Source organism: Ensifer sp. ENS06 (genome assembly GCF_014852205.1).
Classification (GTDB): Bacteria; Pseudomonadota; Alphaproteobacteria; order Rhizobiales; family Rhizobiaceae; genus Ensifer; species Ensifer adhaerens.
On the sequence record NZ_JACVBC010000003.1, the window covers coordinates 530,647 to 547,540 of the forward strand.

Sequence of the window (16,894 nt, forward strand, 5' to 3'; positions counted from 1 at the left end):
TTGCAGCGCCGCCGCAAACCGTCGGACCCGTCAGAAACGCATGTTGATGCCGGCCTTGATGACGTGGCTGTTGATGTCTTTCTCGCTGGAGCCTGAGCTCGTGTGGGTGCGGACATCGGGCGTCGTGATGTAGTTGTATTCGAGCTTGGCGGAAAGGCCGCCGGCAAAGGCCTGTTCCACGCCGGCGCCGAGCAGGTAGCCGCCCTTGAAGCCGACGTCGTTACGCACGTCGCCGCCCTTCTTGTAGCTGGTCATGGCGTAGCCGGCCGTGCCGTAGACGAGCGTCTGGTCGAAGGTGAGACCCGCCTTCGCCTTGATGGCGCCGCGCCATTTCTCCTTGAGCTTGCCGCCGTTGACCTTGTGCTCGGTGTCGCCGAGATAGGAGCCTTCGATTTCCGCCCCGACGATGCCGGGGCCGGCCTGCATGTTGTAGCCGGCCTGGACGCCGAGCGCGACGCCATTGCGGTCGGCGAACGGGTTGGGGCTGCCGGTAAAGCCAAGGCCGCCATGGGCACCGACATAGGCGCCGCTCCAGCTGAAGGCCGGCGGGTCCTGATAGGTGGGGGCGGAGAAATCAGCCGCCTGGGACGGCTGTGCGCCGCAGAGGGCGAGAAGGGTAAGACCCGACCAGATGGAAAACTTGCTGGACTGCCGCATTTTCTTGCTCCGTGCATAGGAAACGCGCCTTGATGGCGCTTGCGTCCTCCCATGTGCGCTTCACCCTTGGGGTGGGATGGCGATGTTTGGACGGTACACGGCCTTTGTCGGCCCCACGGATTGCACCAACATTGCGCAACTTGTCTAAGTTACTGATTTTGTTGTTAGTTATCTGTTAACCATACGCCGACTGAGGAAAATCCTAGCCGGCAGGCAAGGTGATGCGGAAGCAGGCGCCGCCCTTGGGATCATCGACCACCGAGATGTGACCCTTGTGGCGGCCGATGATCTCGCTGACCAGATGCAAGCCGAGGCCGGCGCCATGGTCCCGCGGCTGCAGGCGATGGAAGGGCTCGAAGATCCGGGCCCGTTCCCGCTCCGGTATGCCGGGACCTTCGTCGGTAACCTCGATCACGCCGCCGCGCTCCACCCGGATCGTGATCAGGCCGCCGGCGTGTTCGATGGCGTTGCGCACGAGGTTGGTGACCGCCCGCTCGATGGCGCCGGTATCGCCGCGCACGACGACGCGCTCCGTGCCCGGAGCGAAGGAAAGGTCGCAGCCGGCCGAAAGCGCAAGCGGGGCGAGGTCGGCCGTCACGTCGCGGCAGAGCGAAACCAGGTCGAGCTGCCCGAAATCCGTGCCGTCGCGATCGATGCGTTCGAGGTCGAGCAACTGTTCGGCAAGCCCGGCAATGCGATTGGAATCGATCAGCAGGCGGTTCCTGAGCGGGCCGGCCTCCATGCTTTCCAGGCGCGTGTGCAGGATCGCAACCGGGGTTCGAAGCTCGTGTGCCGCGTCGAGGATAAAGCGCTGGCGGCGCTCGTACCCCTCATCGAGCCGCTGCAGTGCGCCGTTGAACGCCTCAACGAGCGGTCGCACTTCGCCGGGGATGCGATGATCGGGCAGCCGGGCACCGCGGCGCTCGACATCGATCGTCTTTGCCTGGTCGACAACTTCGGCAAGACCGGCAAAGGCGCGCCTTACGATGATCGGGATCGCGAAGGCCGGGATCAGCACCACGATCAAGACGATCGGCAAAAGCAGAAGGTTTGCCAGGATGAACACCGCGAAGGACGCGCTCCAGAGCCGCCCTCCGCCGGCAAGCACCGTATAGGTGCCGTTGTCCGTGGTTACCGAGCGCACGATCGACGAGAGAGTATAGGGCTCGATGCTGTCACGCATATCGCCAAAGGCGATGCGGTCGAGGTGCTCGCCAATGCTGCGATAGGCGTCCGGCACCGGTCCGCTGCGGATCATGTCACCGCGTTCGTTGCGTGCGACGAACCAGAAATCGGCGGACTCGGCCCGCATGGCAAGCAGTTGCGGCGTCTCAACCAGCGTCAGTCCACCGGCGGGATCCGGCCGGATTGCCCCGGCCGCGATCGACGCGGCGTCGGCGTCGAGGAACTTGCCGCCGAGATCGGCGCGCGTCAGCAAGGCCATGAAGCCGGCGATGACCGCCATCAACAGCAGCACCTGAAAGGTCAGGATCTGCCAGATCAGACGCTTCTTCAGCGAGTTGGTGGAAGCGTTCGTCATGGAGAGGGTCTCAGAAGGTAGCCAACGCCGCGGATGCTGTGAATTTCAACGCCGGCACCGGTTTCCGAGAGCTTGCGGCGCAGCCGCGAGACGTGCGCGTCGAGGGAATTGGACTGGATCTCGTCGTCATAGCCGTAGACGGATTCCTCCAGCGTCGAGCGCTGCACCGTGCGCCCCTGCCGTCGTGCCAGTGCCTCCAGCACCAGGAGTTCCCGCCGCGGCAGGTCCAGCACCCGGCCGTCGACGCGGGCCTGTCTGCCTTCGAAATCGAAGATCAGCTGGCCGATGCGGGCGGTGATCGGCGCAATATCAGGTGAACGTCGCATCAGGGCACGGATGCGCGCCAGCAACTCCTCCACGGCGAACGGCTTGGCGAGATAGTCGTCGGCGCCCATGTCGAGGCCCCTGACCCGTTCGTCGATGGCGCTGCGCGCCGTCAGCACGATTACCGGGATACCCGATCGTAACGCACGCACCCGCGGGATCAGCGACAGGCCATCGCCGTCGGGCAGTTGCCGGTCGAGGATGATGCCGTCGTGAACCTGGTTGGCCAGCGCCGCCATCGCATGGTCGATCGACGGTGCATGGTCGAGGATCATGTCATAGCGGCTGAGTGCGGCACTGAGTGCTGCCGCCATTTCCAGCTCATCCTCGACAAGGAGCAGGCGCATTGAATATCTCCGAATCCGATAGGCGTGTCTCGTTCACGTCTGGTGGACGAGGATTGCAACAACGTTGCGGCCTTTCGCTGCCTTTCTAGCGGCGAGAACGGGAGCCCGGCAATGCAGAGCGGCCGGGGCTTACCGTATTCGGATGGGACGGAGAGAATAGCCGCGCATTTGCGGGGCGAGCGATCGGAAAAGAGCCCTCAAAAATCGCCTTGCGCGGCAGCGCCGGGCGGGCGCTGCCGCGCAAGGCGCAGACCGTCAAACGATGTGTCGCTGCGCAAGGGTACGCAGCGGCACGGACCGGCCAAATGACGGAGGTCAGGCGACGGCCATGATCCGCTGGAACGCATCATAGGCCGCAAGCACCGTTTCCTTCTGAGCCTCATGGCCGGCAATGAAGGCATCGCCGTAGATTGTCTCATCCGGGTACTCGGTGATCAGCGTCAGCGGTGCCGTGTGGCGGTCGTCGACGGAGATCATGCAGGGGAAGCCGTTGATGATGCGGAAACCGGTCTCGCCGGCATGCGTCTCGTAAAGCGCGATCTGGGCGTCGTTGTAGGCGAGCAGGCCCGGAACGGCCGCAAGTCGCTCGGTGACTTCCGCGATCAGCTGTTCGGCGCGCGCTTCCCATTCGGCGTGGTGGCGCATGATCAGGAAGAAGCCCTTAGGCAGGGTCCACATGGCAAAACCGCGTGGCACGTAGCCCGAAAGCGGCCGCGTCCACTCATGCGAGGGATAGCCGTGCAGGTTGACGTGCAGCTGCGCGCCGGTCAGCCGCTCCGCCTCCTTACGGATCTCGCGCTCGTTGAGTGCTGCACCGGTGCGGTATTCGAGATCGTCGCCAAGGGCGGTGTAGCGGGCGGCATGGTGCATGTGCAGCGGGTTGTCGACGCGCAGCCGCTGGTGCACGGCATAGCCGTCGGGGTTTTCGAGCGGCGAGATGGTGAAGTGGCTACCGGTGCGGGCGGCGAGCGCCTGGGCGGCGCGAAGCACGCCGACGATGCCGGTCGTCTCGTTCGGATGCTGTCCGCCGCTGATCATGACCGGCGCATCGCTTCCCTTGTGATAGCGGGCCTTCACCGGCCGGCCGGCACGCGACCTGGCCTCGAAGGGCTGGCCGTCGATCGCGGCGAGTTCGGCATGGATCTGCGCCACCGCCAGCGGTGCCTCGGCGGTGTCGAGCGGCAGGGTTTCGCCTTCGACATCCGTCGCCTGCAGCGGCCGCGCCTTGACGACGACGGTGGGCTTGCCGACGCCGAAGACGATCTCCGGCACGATCTGGCCGGGCTTCAGGCCACGGTCGCCGAGCGGGCGGCCGGACTTCTTCTGGAAGACTTCGAGCAGCGAGAAATAGAAGTCCTCGTGCAGCGCTTCGCGAAGGCTGATGACTTCCTCGCCGACAGGCAGGCGGAAGTCGGTGATCGGCAGGGTCACGCGGATGTTGAGCTCTTCGAAATAGGGCTCGCTGTCACCCCAGGCATGATCGGAGATCGCCTGCATCGTGCCGGCAAAAAGCCGCTCATAGTCGGTATCGACGTGGCATTCGCGATGCTTGTCGCAGCCCTCGTCGAGGCGGATCCAGCCGGTCGGCGACAAAAGCGTCTCGCCGATGAAGTCGGTGTGGATGCGGTTCGGCGCAAAGACGGCGTGGTTTTCCTGGCGCCCGTCACGGAAGGTCAACGCGACATCGTAGGTGAAGGCCTTGGCGCTGACGGCCTCGAAGCGGATCTCGGCATCGCCGACGAGGGCTGCGAGCGGATAGGCTTCGAGCAGGAAGCGGTTCTGAGGCGCGCCCTCGTGCTGGGGATAGTGGACGACGACGCTTGCGAGGGCTGCGCGATCCACTTCTTCCAGGAAGAAATGCAGCAGCGGCTTGTAGGCGCTCCTGAGCGCCGCCTTGACGCCGAAGCTTGCCAGTTTCTGTTCGGCGGCCTTACGGCTGGCGGCATCGTCGAACAGCCAGGCTTCGAGCTTGGTTCCGCGGGCGGCCTCCTTGCCGTAGGTGGTCAGAAGCGTGTCGAGGGTGCGCTCGAAGGCGCCTTCGAAAATCGTCGTCATCGTGAAGTTCTACCGGTTGGGTCGAGGCTGTCACGCAGCCAGTCGCCGAGAAGATTGAGGCCGAGAACGGTGAGCAGGATCGCAAGGCCCGGGAAGACGCTGACCCACCAGGCGTTCTGCAGGTAGGTGCGGCCGTCGGCCAGCATGCCGCCCCAGCTCGGGATCAGCGGATCGACGCCGAGGCCGAGGAAGGTGAGGCTGCTTTCGAGCAGGATGTTGTTGGCGACGTTGAGCGTCATCAGCACGATCACCGGGCCGATCAGGTTCGGCAACAGGTGCTGGAACAGGATCCTGTAATCGCGAACGCCGATGGCTCGGGCCGACTGGATGAACTCGCGCTCGCGCAGAGACAGGACCGAGCCGCGCACGAGACGCGCATATTGCACCCACTGCGAGACGATCAGCAGGATGATGGTATTGCCGAGCCCGCCGCCGACGATGGCGATGAAGGTGATCGCCAGCAGGATGAAGGGGAGCGCCAGCTGCACATCGGCAAAGCGCATGACGAGCATGTCCCAGAAGCCGCGATAGTAGCCGGAGACAAGCCCCATGACCACGCCGACGACGACGGCGCCGGCAACCGACGTCAGGCCGACGAGCAGCGAGATCTTGCCGCCGGCAACCACGCGAGCCAGCACGTCGCGGCCAAGCGGGTCGGTGCCGAGCGGATGGGCCCAATTGACGAAGGGCGGCGTCAGCCGCGCCATCAGGTCGATCTTGTCGACGCCGCCGGGAAAGAGCACGCCAGAGAAGAGAACGGCGAGGCAGATGCCGCCGGTGAGCAGCGCTCCGAGGATGAATTCGAGGTTGCGGAAGCGGGCGAAGCGGGTGCTGGAAGCCTTTGACGACATCGGCTCACTCCGTCCGGATGCGCGGATCGACGAGGCCATAGGCGATGTCGACCAGAAGATTGACGAACACGATCATTAGCGAAAGCACGGTTATGACCGCCTGAAGCACGGGGTAATCGCGTGAGGCGACCGCGTCGAAGGCGAGCGTGCCCATGCCCGGCCAGTTGAACACCAGCTCGACGACGACGATGCCGCCGAGCAGGCCGCCGAACTGCAGGCCGAAATAGGTGATCAGCGGGATCGCGCAGTTACGAAGTGCGTGCTTGTAGAGCACCTTGCTTTCGCTGAGGCCCTTGGCGCGCGCGACCATGATGTATTGCGACTGCAAGGTTTCCAGCATCGCGGTGCGCACCAGGCGCACATTGGTCGCCGTCAGGATGATGCCCATGGTCAGCGCCGGCATGATGAAGCTTGCAAAACCGTCCATGCCGCTTGGCGGCAGCCATTTGAGGACGATCGAGAACAACAGGACCAGCATGATCGCAAGCCAGAAGTTCGGGAAGGAAAGCCCAACGAGCGACAGAATGCGGATTGTCTGGTCGGCCCACTTGCCGCGGGCGACGGCGGCGCGGATGCCGAGCGGAATGGAAATCGCGATCGAGACCATCAGCGAGGCGAAGGCGAGCAGCATGGTCGCCGGCAGCGCAGAGGCGATCAGCTGCGAAACAGGCGTACCGCCCATGAAGGAGCGGCCGAAATCGAGCCTGAACATGCCCGTGATGAAATCGGCATATTGCGCCAGGAACGGCTGGTTGAGGCCGAGCCCCTCGCGGATGCGCACGAGGTCGGCCTCGGTGACGCTGCCAGCGCCCTGCGCCAGCATTAGCGCGGGGTCACCGGTGAACCGGATGGCATAGGAGACGGTCAGTGTCACGACGAACACGACGAAGACCGCCTGCAGAAAACGTTTGATCAGAAATCCGGCCAAGTGACCCGCCCTTTTGGAAAAATGGTCCGCCGCCTCAAGCGTGAGGCGACGGACCGGCCTGTATTACTCGACCGTCACGTCCGTCAGCCGCAGGCGGCTATCCGGCACCGGCGTGAAGTTCTTGACGCGCTTGCTCACGCCGAAGATGGCGTTGAGGTTATAGAGCGGCATTTCGAGCGAACGGTCTGCGGCGTAGTTGGCGATCTGCTTGAGGATCTCCTCGCGCTTTGCCTGGTCGGTGATCGAACGCTGCGATTCGAGCAGCTTGTCGAGTTCCGCGTCCTTGTCGTACGGGTTCCACTTTTCGCCCGAGTGGTACATCGAGTAGGCGGTGTTGTCGTAGTCGAGCGTCCAGCCGCCCCAGGACTGCTGGAACAGCGCGCCGGTCTTGCCGGCCGGGATGATGTCGTTCAAGAGAACGTTGGTTTCATAGGGCTTGATCGTCGCGTTGATGCCGATCAGCTGCAGGTAGCTTGCGATAGCCTGCACGACCTCGTTGAAGGTCGCGTCGTTACCGCGAACGTCGATCTGCACGGAAGCGCCCGGCGCAACGCCGGCTTCCTTCAGAAGCGCTTTTGCCTGTTCCGGATCGTACGGCAGCGGCTTCATCGCCGGGTCGAAGCCGAAGGAGAGCTTGCCCTGGAAACTGGCGATCGGATCCGCCTGGCCGGCGAGGATCGACTGGATGATGGTGTCGCGGTCGACGCCGAGGATCAGCGCCTTGCGGACCTTCGGATCCTTGGTGATGCCGTCGCGCGTGTTGAATCGCAGCGCGTAGACCGTCGGGCCGGCGCTGGAGACGATCTCCAGATTGCTATCGCCCTGGATCGTCGGGATCATGCCGATCGGAATGGTCGGCGGGATGACGAGATCGACGCGGCCGGCCTGCAGCTCGGCAACGGCGGTCGCCGGCTCCGAAATGAAGCGGTAGTTGAGGTTGGAAAGCTTCGGCGCGCCGCCCCAATGATCTGCGAAGGCTTCGAGCTTGATGCCGACCTTCGGCTCGTAGGAGACGAACTTGAACGGGCCGGTGCCAACAGGATGGGCGTTGAAGTAGTCCTCACCCTTTTCCTGGATGTACTTCGGCGGCACGATCATCGCGCCATAGCCGGCGAGCTTGGTGAGAAGCACCGGATCCGGCGTCTTCAGGACGAGGTCGACTGTCTTTTCGTCGACGATCTCGACCTTTTCGATCACGGCATAGTTGGACTTCTGCGGACCCTTGGAGCCTTCTTCGCCGAGCAGGCGGTCGAAGGTGAACTTCACTGCTTCTGCATTGAAGGGCTCACCGTTGTGGAACTTGACGCCCTCGCGCAGCGTGAAGCGCAGGCGCTTGCCGCCGTCGAGCTCTTCCCAAGCAGTAGCAAGGCCGGGCACGAGCTTCAGATCCGGACCGCGATAGGTCAGGCCGTCATAGATGTTGGTGGCAACCGACGCCCAGTTGACGAGGAAGGTGTCGACCGGGTCCCAGCTTCCCGGATCCTGCGGCGAAGATACCGTCAGCGTGCCGGCGGCAAAGGCCGGGGCTGCGGTCATGAAACTACCCGCCATCGCAAGGGCGATGAAAGCGGCGTGGATCCCCTTTTTGTTGATCATTTACTCACTCCTGTTTCGACAGCCTTCCTGAGAAGAGAAAGCGGCTCACGCACCCTTGGCCACGTAATGGCCAGGGGCGATTTCTTTGCGCGGCAGCACCGCGGGTTCGTCGCCGACGCGGCGGATCGGGCTCGGGATCTCGCCCTCCAGCATGGCGCGCTCGCGACCCTTGCCGGGCTCGGCGACGGGCACCGCGGAAAGCAGCCGGCGAGTATAGGGATGGGACGGCGTCTCGAAGACCTGCTGGCGGCTGCCGAACTCCATGACCTGGCCGAGATAGAGCACGGCGACGCGGTGGCTCATGCGTTCGACCACCGCCATGTCATGGCTGATGAAGAGATAGGCGAGACCCTCCTGTTCCTGCAGCTCCATGAACAGGTTGATGATCTGCGCCTGGATCGAGACGTCGAGAGCCGACAGCGCCTCGTCGGCGATGATCAGCTTGGGACGGGAGGCGAGCGCACGCGCAATGCAGACGCGCTGGCGCTGGCCGCCGGAGAATTCGTGCGGGTAACGCTTGGCGTGCGCGGGCGTCAGTCCGACGCGCTCCAGCAATTCATGCACGCGCTTTTCGATGTCCTTTTCACCGAGGATCAGGCCGTGGGTGCGGATAGGTTGGGCGATCGAGAAGCCCACGGTCTTGCGCGGGTCGAGCGAGGCGAAGGGATCCTGGAAGATGTACTGGATTTCCTGCTTCAGCCGCTGCCGCTCGGCATAGCTCATGGCCGAGACCGGGCGACCGCCAAAGAGGATCTCGCCCGAGGTTGCGTTCTGCAGTTGCTGGATCGTGCGACCGATCGTCGACTTGCCCGAGCCGCTCTCGCCGACCAGCGCCAGCGTTTCACCCGGGAAAATGTCGAAGCTGACGTTTTCGATGGCGTGCACGCGGTGCGTCGCCTTGCCGAAAAGGTTCTTGCGCACGTCGAAGCGGGTGACGAGATCACGCACCGAAAGGATCGGTGCCGCGTCGTAGCGGGCGGTGCGCTGGATATGGGTTTCGCCGACGCGCTTCGGTTCGCCGTCGATCATCATGGTCAGAGGCAGGCGCTTCGGGAATTCCTCGCCGGTCATGCTGCCGAGTTTCGGCACGGCGGAAAGCAGCGTCTGGGTATAGGGGTGCTTGGGGCTTGCGAAGATCTCGCCGACCGGACCTTCCTCGACCTTGCGGCCCTTCCACATGACGACGACGTCGTCGGCCATTTCGGCGACGACACCCATGTCATGGGTGATGAAGATCACCGCCATGCCGAGTTTTTTCTGGAGGTCGCGGATGATCGTCAGGATCTGCGCCTGGATGGTGACGTCGAGCGCCGTCGTCGGCTCGTCGGCGATCAGCAGTTTCGGCCGGCAGGCAAGCGCCATGGCGATCATGACGCGCTGGCGCATGCCGCCGGAAAGCTGGTGCGGATAGCGGCCGATCAGTTCTGCAGAATCAGGAAGGCGCACCATGTCGAGCAGGCGGCGCGTCTCGACGAGCGCTTCGGCCTTGGTCATCTTCTCGTGCAGCATCAACACTTCGGCGACCTGGTCGCCGATGGTAAAGACCGGGTTCAAGGACGTCATCGGCTCCTGGAAGATCATGGCGATCTCCTTGCCGCGGATCGCGCGCATGGTCTTCTGCGGGGCGCTCGTCAGATCGATTTCGCCGTCCTTGCCGCGAAACAGGATGCGGCCGGTCGGAAACTGGCCGCCCATCATGTCCGAGAGCCGCATGATCGACAGCGACGTCACCGATTTGCCGGAGCCGGATTCGCCGACGATTGCGAGCGTCCGGCCGGGCGTCACCGTGAAGCTCAGGTCTTCGACGACAGGATTGCCGTTGAAGGCGACGGAAAGCTTCTCAACGGCGAGCAGGGGCGCAGGCGTATCGACGGTCACGCGGTCTTCCTTGTTACAATGTGGTCGCGGCGCGCGCGGACTGTTCATAGGCGCCCGACATGAAACGCAGGACGGCGGCGATCTCGGAAAGCGTCTCCTCGGAAGGACGCGCTTTGGCGGTGGAGGAGACCAGCAGCCGCTCGCGAATTTTTGCGTAGCGCGTGCAGGCGTCCGACCCCTTGTCGGTGATGAGGATGGTCTTTTCCTTGCCTTCCTTGCCCGTCGTCACGAGGCCTGCGGCTTCGAGCTTGCGGATGGCATAGGTCGCGACATGGGTGTCCTCGATGTCGAGCACGAGACAGATGTCGGCGAGCTTCTTGCCGCGATCGCGGTGGCGGATCGTGTGCAGGATCAGGATCTCGATCGGGGAAAGACCGGATACGCCGGCGGCCGCCATGCAGCGCATCATCCAGCGATGAAAGGCATGCGACGCGAGGATCAACCCGTATTCGACCTCGGAGAGGCCGGGAGAGCCGCCTTCAGCAAGGTGCGCGGAGGAAACGATCGGGCCGATGGCCGCGACCGGCTTTAGATGTTCGGGCAGGGCATTTTCGGCCCATTCCCGTCCTTCGAAGCTATCCTCCGACTTCTTCGTCATTCAGCTCTTCCTCATCTTGACGATTTTATGTCATCATTTTATCGACATTTTGTCAACGAACTGCTTTGATGAATTTCCGGGCTTGCACAATGAAGCGGCTCGCGAATGAGAGGGATGGACAATGAGCGCACGCGAAACCGGCAGCTGGGACTTCTGGATCGACCGTGGCGGCACCTTCACCGATGTCATCGGCCGCGACCCGCACGGGAACCTGCATGCCCGCAAGGTGCTGTCCGAAAATCCGGAAGCCTACCGCGACGCCGCTGTGCAAGGCATCCGCCTGCATCTCGGCCTTGCGACCGGTGCACCGATCCCGACGGGCCTCATCGGCGAAGTGCGCATGGGCACGACGGTCGCCACCAACGCGCTGCTCGAGCGCAAGGGCGAGCCCCTGGCTCTCGTGACGACCAAGGGCTTTCGCGATGCGCTGAAGATCGGCTACCAGGAACGCAAGAAGATCTTCGCGACCGAAATCATCAAGCCGGAAGCGCTCTACCAGGATATCGTCGAACTCGACGAGCGCGTGCTGGCCGACGGTATTGTCGAGCAGCCGCTCGACGAGGCGAAGGCGCGCGCGGCCCTCGAAGACCTGAAGGGCAAGGGCTACAAGGCCGTCGCCATCGTCTTCATGCATGCCTACAAGTATCCGGAGCACGAGGCGGCCGTTGCCCGCATCGCCCGCCAACTCGGCTTCGAGCAGGTCTCCGTGAGCCACGAAGTCTCGCCGCTGATCAAATATGTCGGCCGCGGCGATACCACCGTCATCGACGCCTATCTCTCCCCGGTTCTGCGCCGCTACGTCGCCCAGGTCTCCGGCGAACTCGATATTGCCCGTACCGGCGCACGCGTCATGTTCATGATGTCCTCCGGCGGCCTGACGGCGGCTGAAATGTTCCAGGGCAAGGATGCGATCCTCTCCGGTCCGGCCGGCGGCGTCGTCGGCCTTGCCAAGACCGGCGAAGCCGCGGGCTTCGATCGTGTCATCGGCTTCGACATGGGCGGTACCTCGACCGACGTCGCCCATTTCGATGGTGAATATGAGCGGGCGTTCGAGACCGAAGTTGCCGGCGTGCGCGTGCGCGCACCGATGATGCTGATCCACACGGTTGCCGCCGGCGGCGGCTCGATCCTGCACTTTGACGGCGAACGTTTCCGCGTCGGCCCGGATTCGGCCGGCGCCAACCCGGGCCCCGCGTGCTACCGCAATGGCGGCCCGCTTGCTGTCACCGATGCCAATGTCATGCTCGGCAAGCTGATGCCCGATTTCTTCCCGGCGCTGTTCGGTCCGAACCAGGACGAACGTCTCGACGTCGAGACCGTGCGCGGCCGTTTTGTTGCCATGGCGACCGAGATCGGCGATGGCCGCAGCCCCGAGGATGTGGCCGACGGCTTCATCCGCATCGCCGTTGCCAACATGGTCGAGGCGATCAAGAAGATTTCCGTGCAGCGCGGTTACGACGTGACGCGCTATGCGCTCAGCTGCTTCGGCGGCGCCGGCGGCCAGCACGCGTGCCTCGTTGCCGACCAGCTCGGCATGAAGAGCATTCTCGTGCATCCGATGTCCGGCCTGCTTTCGGCCTATGGCATGGGCCTTGCCGATATCCGCTCGACTCGCCAGAAGGCGCTCGGCGTCGCGCTCGACGACCAGGCGCCGGCAGCCCTCAGCACGCTGGGCGCCGAGCTGGAAGTCGATTGCCTCGGCGAACTGGAAGCACAAGGAATTGCCCGCGACGAAATTCGCACCCATCTGCGCGCCCATATCCGCTATGCCGGCACCGATACGGTGCTTGCGGTCGATGCGACCTTCCCGGCGCATGACGACATCGCCCGCCTGCGCGCCGAGTTCGAAGAGCTGCACAAGCGCCGCTTCGGCTTCGTCGCCGACAACAAGGCGTTGGTGATCGACGCCGTCGAAGTCGAGACGGTCGGCGGTGGTGCTGCCCAGATGGAACGCGAAGGCGCGTCCGTCACCTCAGGCACGCCCGACGTTTCACGCCGCACTCAGTTCTATTCGCAAGGCCAGTTCCACGATGCGCCGGTCCTGCTGCGCGCTGAACTCAGCCCCGGCCAGCGGCTCGACGGTCCGGCGATCATCATCGAACCGAACCAGACCGTCGTCGTCGAGGACGGCTGGCAGGCGGAACTGACGGCGAAAGACCATATCGTGCTGCGCCGCGTGAAGGCGCTGCAGCAGCAGAGCGCGATCGGCACCCATGCCGATCCGGTCATGCTGGAGATCTTCAATAATCTCTTCATGTCGATCGCCGAGCAGATGGGCGTGACGCTGCAGAACACCGCCTATTCGGTCAACATCAAGGAACGGCTCGATTTCTCCTGCGCCGTCTTCGACAACCGCGGCAACCTCGTCGCCAATGCGCCGCACATGCCGGTGCATCTGGGTTCCATGGACGCCTCGGTCGCAACCGCGATCCGCGAGAACCCGGTGATCAAGCCCGGTGACGTGTTCCTGATCAACGCGCCCTATAACGGCGGCACGCACCTGCCTGACCTCACGGTCTGCACGCCCGTCTTCGACGATGCCGGACAAGAGATCCGCTTCTGGGTCGCCAGCCGCGGCCACCATGCGGATATCGGCGGCATTTCGCCGGGCTCGATGTCACCGCTTGCCACCAACATCGAGGAGGAGGGCGTCTACATCGACAACTTCAAGCTCATCGATGCAGGTCGCTTCTGCGAGGCCGAACTTGAAGCGCTTCTGAATGGCGCGCGCTATCCGGTGCGCAACATCCTTCAGAACGTCAACGACCTGAAGGCTCAAGTGGCGGCCAACGAAAAGGGCGTCGCCGAACTCAAGAAGATGATTGCCCAGTTCGGCGAAGACGTGGTCGAGGCCTATATGGGCCACGTCCAGGACAATGCTGCTGAGAGCGTGCGCCGTGTGCTTGACCAGTTGCCAGACGGCGAATTCTCCTACGAGATGGACCAGGGCTGCAGCATCGTCGTCAAGATCACGGTCGACCGCGACAAGCGCGAGGCGACGGTCGATTTCACCGGCACGTCGGAGCAGCGCGGCGACAACTTCAATGCGCCGGCCCCGGTCACCCGCGCCGCGGTGCTCTATGTCTTCCGCGTGCTGGTCGAGGGAGACATCCCAATGAATGCCGGCTGCCTGCGGCCGATCCACATCGTCATCCCCGAGGGCACGATGCTGACACCGCGCTATCCGGCGGCCGTCGTCGCCGGCAACGTCGAGGTCAGCCAGGCCGTGACGAACTGCCTGTTCGGCGCGGTCCAGAGCCAGGCCGGCGCGCAAGGGACGATGAACAACCTCACCTTCGGCAACGACAATTATCAGTATTACGAGACGATCTGCTCCGGCGCGCCGGCGGGTCCCGGCTACAACGGTGCCGATGCGGTTCATACGCACATGACCAACTCGCGGCTCACCGATCCGGAAATCCTCGAAACCCGCTTCCCGGTGGTGCTCGAAGACTTCCACATTCGCGTCGGTTCCGGTGGCCGCGGCCAGTGGCACGCCGGAAACGGCACGAAGCGCACGATCCGGGCGCGGGAAACGCTCGACTTCGCGATCCTCTCCGGCCATCGCCGCGTCGCACCCTTCGGCATCAAGGGCGGAAGCCCGGGTGAACTCGGCCGCAACCTCGTGCGCCGCAATGACGGCCGGACGGAGGAACTGTCGGGCTGCGCCCATACGGTTCTCGAAGCTGGCGAAGCCTTTACCGTCGTGACGCCGACCGGCGGTGGATACGGCCGGTCATAGGCCGGAAAGACTGAAATCTCCCAAGACTGCTGCGGTGGTCTGCGGGCGGGCGAGCGATCGTCCGCCCGTTTTTCGTTCCGGCATATGCACAACAACTATTGCTGCATATGCGAAAAGACGCGATCGCTTTTTTAACCCGAATTTAAATTCGAAATTACTAAGTACTTATTGGTCAGTGCGCGCCCCAGTTCCTCCCCTTGCGGGGCCGCAAACATCCGGTCCTCCTCCCGCCGGTTTGGCTGACCATGTCCCCTCCCATCAGCGCGATTGCGACATCACAGGAGTCACGGCAGTGACGTTCAAGAACCTTTCGATTTTGACCAAGGTCGGCCTTGTGGTCGTGGTCATGGGCATATCCTCCATTCTGATCGCGCTTGCCGGTGCGCGTGGTCTTTCCTCGCTCGGTGCGACGATCGTCGATGTCGGCGCGCGTGAGGAAGCAGCGCGCGAGGCAATGGACCTGCGCGTCGACATCATCGCCATCAGCCGCATGACCTATCAGCTCGCCGCCGCCCCGGAGAACGCCGCCGACTTCGGCGCGGAAACCGAAAAGCGTGCGACCGAAATGCTCGGCCGCCTGACCAAGATCGAGGCGGTCGCTGACGATGCCGAAGACAAGCTGCTGAATGACATTCGCCTCACGCTCAACAGCTACTTCGACGAGATCCGTGCCATGGTCGCCGTCGCCGCCGAGAAGGGCGGAGATGCCGGTGCCGTCAAGGCCGCACTCGACAAGGCGCTCGAAGCGCAAAAGACCGTGACGGCAACAGTCAAGACCTACAGCACCTATTCCGGCGAGGCGCTTTCCGCCGCTCGTGAAGAGGCGCTGAATTCCTCGTCCGTCGCCATGACAATCCTCGCCGCGGCCGCTGCGGCCTGCGTGCTCTTCGGCGTCGGCGTCAGCCTCGTCGTTGCCCGCCGCGGCATCGTCATGCCGGTCCGTGACCTGACCTCGACCATGAGCGAACTTGCCGACGGAAAACTGGATGGAGATGCGACGGACGTTTCCCGCCAGGACGAGATCGGCGAGATGGCCCGTGCCGTCGAAGTCTTCCGCAAGAACGGCATCGCCATGCGCGCGATGAAGGCGCAGGAAGCGGCCCTCCATGCGCGCAGCAGCGACCTGCAGTCCAACATCAGCGTCGTCGTCGCCTCTGCCGTTGCCGGCGATTTCACCGGCCGCATCACCAAGGACTATGAAAACGACGACCTCAACCGCTTCGCATCGAGCGTCAACGAGCTCGTCTCCAGCGTCGACCAGACCGTCACCGAAGTCCGCCGCGTGATTGCGGCGCTTGCCGACGCCGACCTGACGCAGAACATGCGCGGCGAATTCCACGGTGCCTTCGCCGAGCTACAGACGAACGTCAACCAGACGATGGTGACGCTGCGGTCGACCATGCAGAACGTGCGCACCGCGGCCAGCACCATCAACGACAACTCCGCCGAACTGAGCTCGGCTGCCAATGATCTGTCGAAGCGCACGGAACAGCAGGCGGCAGCGCTTGAGGAAACCGCAGCGGCGCTCGACGAAATCACCTCGACCGTGCGCACCGCCTCGGAGCGGGCGAATGAGGCGCATGAGATGGTGCGCGCCACCAAGGAAAGCGCCGGCCGTTCCGGCGCGATCGTGCGCAGCGCCGTCGATGCCATGGGCCGCATCGAGGGTTCGTCCAACCGCATCAACCAGATCATCTCGGTCATCGACGAAATCGCCTTCCAGACGAACCTGCTGGCGCTCAACGCCGGCGTCGAAGCGGCACGCGCGGGCGAAGCCGGCCGTGGTTTTGCCGTCGTCGCCCAGGAAGTGCGCGAGCTGGCGCAACGCTCGGCCAACGCCGCCAAGGAAATCAAGACGCTGATCCACAGCTCGGCGTCGGAAGTCGAAAACGGCGTGGCGCTGGTGCGCTCGACCGGCGAGGCGCTGCTGGAGATCGAGACACTGGTCAACAATGTCAGCGGCCACGTCAACACGATCGCGACGGCGGCGCGCGAGCAGGCGACCGCACTGCAGGAGATCAACACCTCCGTCAACCACATGGACCAGATGACCCAGCAGAACGCGGCGATGGTGGAAGAGACGACAGCCGCCAGCGGCACGCTCGCCGAAGAGAGCCGTCAGTTGCGCACGATGCTGGCGAAGTTCAAGCTGGAAGGTGCTGCAGCCCGCGAAGGCTGGAGCCGCGCCGCCTGATCGAGCGGCGTAATCGCCACGACTTCAAGTGAAGTTCTTGCTGCGGCGGCACTGTCGTTTCTGCACCCCGTGTTGACGGGGACGGGGACAACAGTGCCGCCGCAGCATATTGAAGCGCGAGACCGTTTCCCCATCTTTTGCGCCTGAAAATCCAGGCGCTCCTGCGCCTTCTTCCCGATTTGCT

The 16,894-nt window shown here is 63.8% G+C and carries 11 protein-coding genes; 2 read left to right on the forward strand and 9 right to left on the reverse strand.

Features of this window, described 5'->3' with window-relative positions; translation table 11 throughout:
• Positions 1–30: 30 nt before the first annotated feature.
• The 9 genes from IB279_RS16025 to IB279_RS16065 form a co-directional block, all read right to left on the reverse strand.
• Positions 31–657, reverse strand: a complete 627-nt coding sequence (locus tag IB279_RS16025; RefSeq protein ID WP_051659706.1) for an outer membrane protein — start codon at positions 655–657, stop codon at positions 31–33.
• Between the two features lie 202 nt (positions 658–859).
• Positions 860–2,197: a HAMP domain-containing sensor histidine kinase gene (locus IB279_RS16030; protein WP_060521967.1), complete on the reverse strand. Its 1,338-nt coding sequence runs from the start codon at positions 2,195–2,197 to the stop codon at positions 860–862.
• Positions 2,194–2,868, reverse strand: coding sequence for a response regulator transcription factor (locus tag IB279_RS16035; RefSeq protein WP_060521968.1), 675 nt, complete (start codon positions 2,866–2,868; stop codon positions 2,194–2,196). The genes IB279_RS16030 and IB279_RS16035 overlap by 4 nt, the downstream gene beginning before the upstream one ends.
• Before the next feature lie 315 nt (positions 2,869–3,183).
• Entirely contained in the window at positions 3,184–4,923 is a 1,740-nt protein-coding gene (locus tag IB279_RS16040) for a peptidase M14 (RefSeq protein WP_113504694.1), read from the reverse strand.
• Complete coding sequence (locus tag IB279_RS16045) at positions 4,920–5,774, reverse strand: ABC transporter permease (RefSeq protein WP_060644790.1); 855 nt, start codon at positions 5,772–5,774, stop codon at positions 4,920–4,922. The genes IB279_RS16040 and IB279_RS16045 overlap by 4 nt, the downstream gene beginning before the upstream one ends.
• Before the next feature lie 4 nt (positions 5,775–5,778).
• Positions 5,779–6,702 carry an ABC transporter permease gene (locus IB279_RS16050; RefSeq protein ID WP_060581038.1) on the reverse strand — a complete coding sequence of 308 codons (924 nt, stop codon included), beginning with the start codon at positions 6,700–6,702 and terminating at the stop codon, positions 5,779–5,781.
• Between the two features lie 63 nt (positions 6,703–6,765).
• Positions 6,766–8,253, reverse strand: coding sequence for an ABC transporter substrate-binding protein (locus tag IB279_RS16055; protein ID WP_370689612.1), 1,488 nt, complete (start codon positions 8,251–8,253; stop codon positions 6,766–6,768).
• Between the two features lie 90 nt (positions 8,254–8,343).
• Positions 8,344–10,176: a dipeptide ABC transporter ATP-binding protein gene (locus IB279_RS16060; protein WP_309142282.1), complete on the reverse strand. Its 1,833-nt coding sequence runs from the start codon at positions 10,174–10,176 to the stop codon at positions 8,344–8,346.
• 13 nt (positions 10,177–10,189) lie between these two features.
• Positions 10,190–10,774, reverse strand: a complete 585-nt coding sequence (locus tag IB279_RS16065) for a winged helix DNA-binding protein (protein ID WP_034805630.1) — start codon at positions 10,772–10,774, stop codon at positions 10,190–10,192.
• A gap of 121 nt (positions 10,775–10,895) precedes the next feature.
• On the opposite strand from IB279_RS16065, the gene IB279_RS16070 reads away from it, so the two are divergent.
• A complete protein-coding gene (locus IB279_RS16070) occupies positions 10,896–14,516 on the forward strand; it encodes a hydantoinase B/oxoprolinase family protein (protein ID WP_113504692.1) in 3,621 nt (1,206 codons plus the stop codon).
• 292 nt (positions 14,517–14,808) lie between these two features.
• Positions 14,809–16,710 (forward strand): methyl-accepting chemotaxis protein, encoded by a 1,902-nt coding sequence (locus tag IB279_RS16075; RefSeq protein ID WP_060530412.1) that lies wholly within the window; start codon positions 14,809–14,811, stop codon positions 16,708–16,710.
• Positions 16,711–16,894 lie beyond the last annotated feature (184 nt).

Excerpts from the sequence above, each read along its gene's own strand:
- IB279_RS16040 (WP_113504694.1), bottom strand. The coding sequence starts at position 4,923 with ATGACGACGATTTTCGAAGGCGCCTTCGAGCGCACCCTCGACACGCTT.
- IB279_RS16070 (WP_113504692.1), top strand. The coding sequence starts at position 10,896 with ATGAGCGCACGCGAAACCGGCAGCTGGGACTTCTGGATCGACCGTGGC.
- IB279_RS16055 (WP_370689612.1), bottom strand. The coding sequence starts at position 8,253 with ATGGCGGGTAGTTTCATGACCGCAGCCCCGGCCTTTGCCGCCGGCACG.
- IB279_RS16045 (WP_060644790.1), bottom strand. The coding sequence starts at position 5,774 with ATGTCGTCAAAGGCTTCCAGCACCCGCTTCGCCCGCTTCCGCAACCTC.
- IB279_RS16065 (WP_034805630.1), bottom strand. The coding sequence starts at position 10,774 with ATGACGAAGAAGTCGGAGGATAGCTTCGAAGGACGGGAATGGGCCGAA.
- IB279_RS16030 (WP_060521967.1), bottom strand. The coding sequence starts at position 2,197 with ATGACGAACGCTTCCACCAACTCGCTGAAGAAGCGTCTGATCTGGCAG.
- IB279_RS16035 (WP_060521968.1), bottom strand. The coding sequence starts at position 2,868 with ATGCGCCTGCTCCTTGTCGAGGATGAGCTGGAAATGGCGGCAGCACTC.
- IB279_RS16025 (WP_051659706.1), bottom strand. The coding sequence starts at position 657 with ATGCGGCAGTCCAGCAAGTTTTCCATCTGGTCGGGTCTTACCCTTCTC.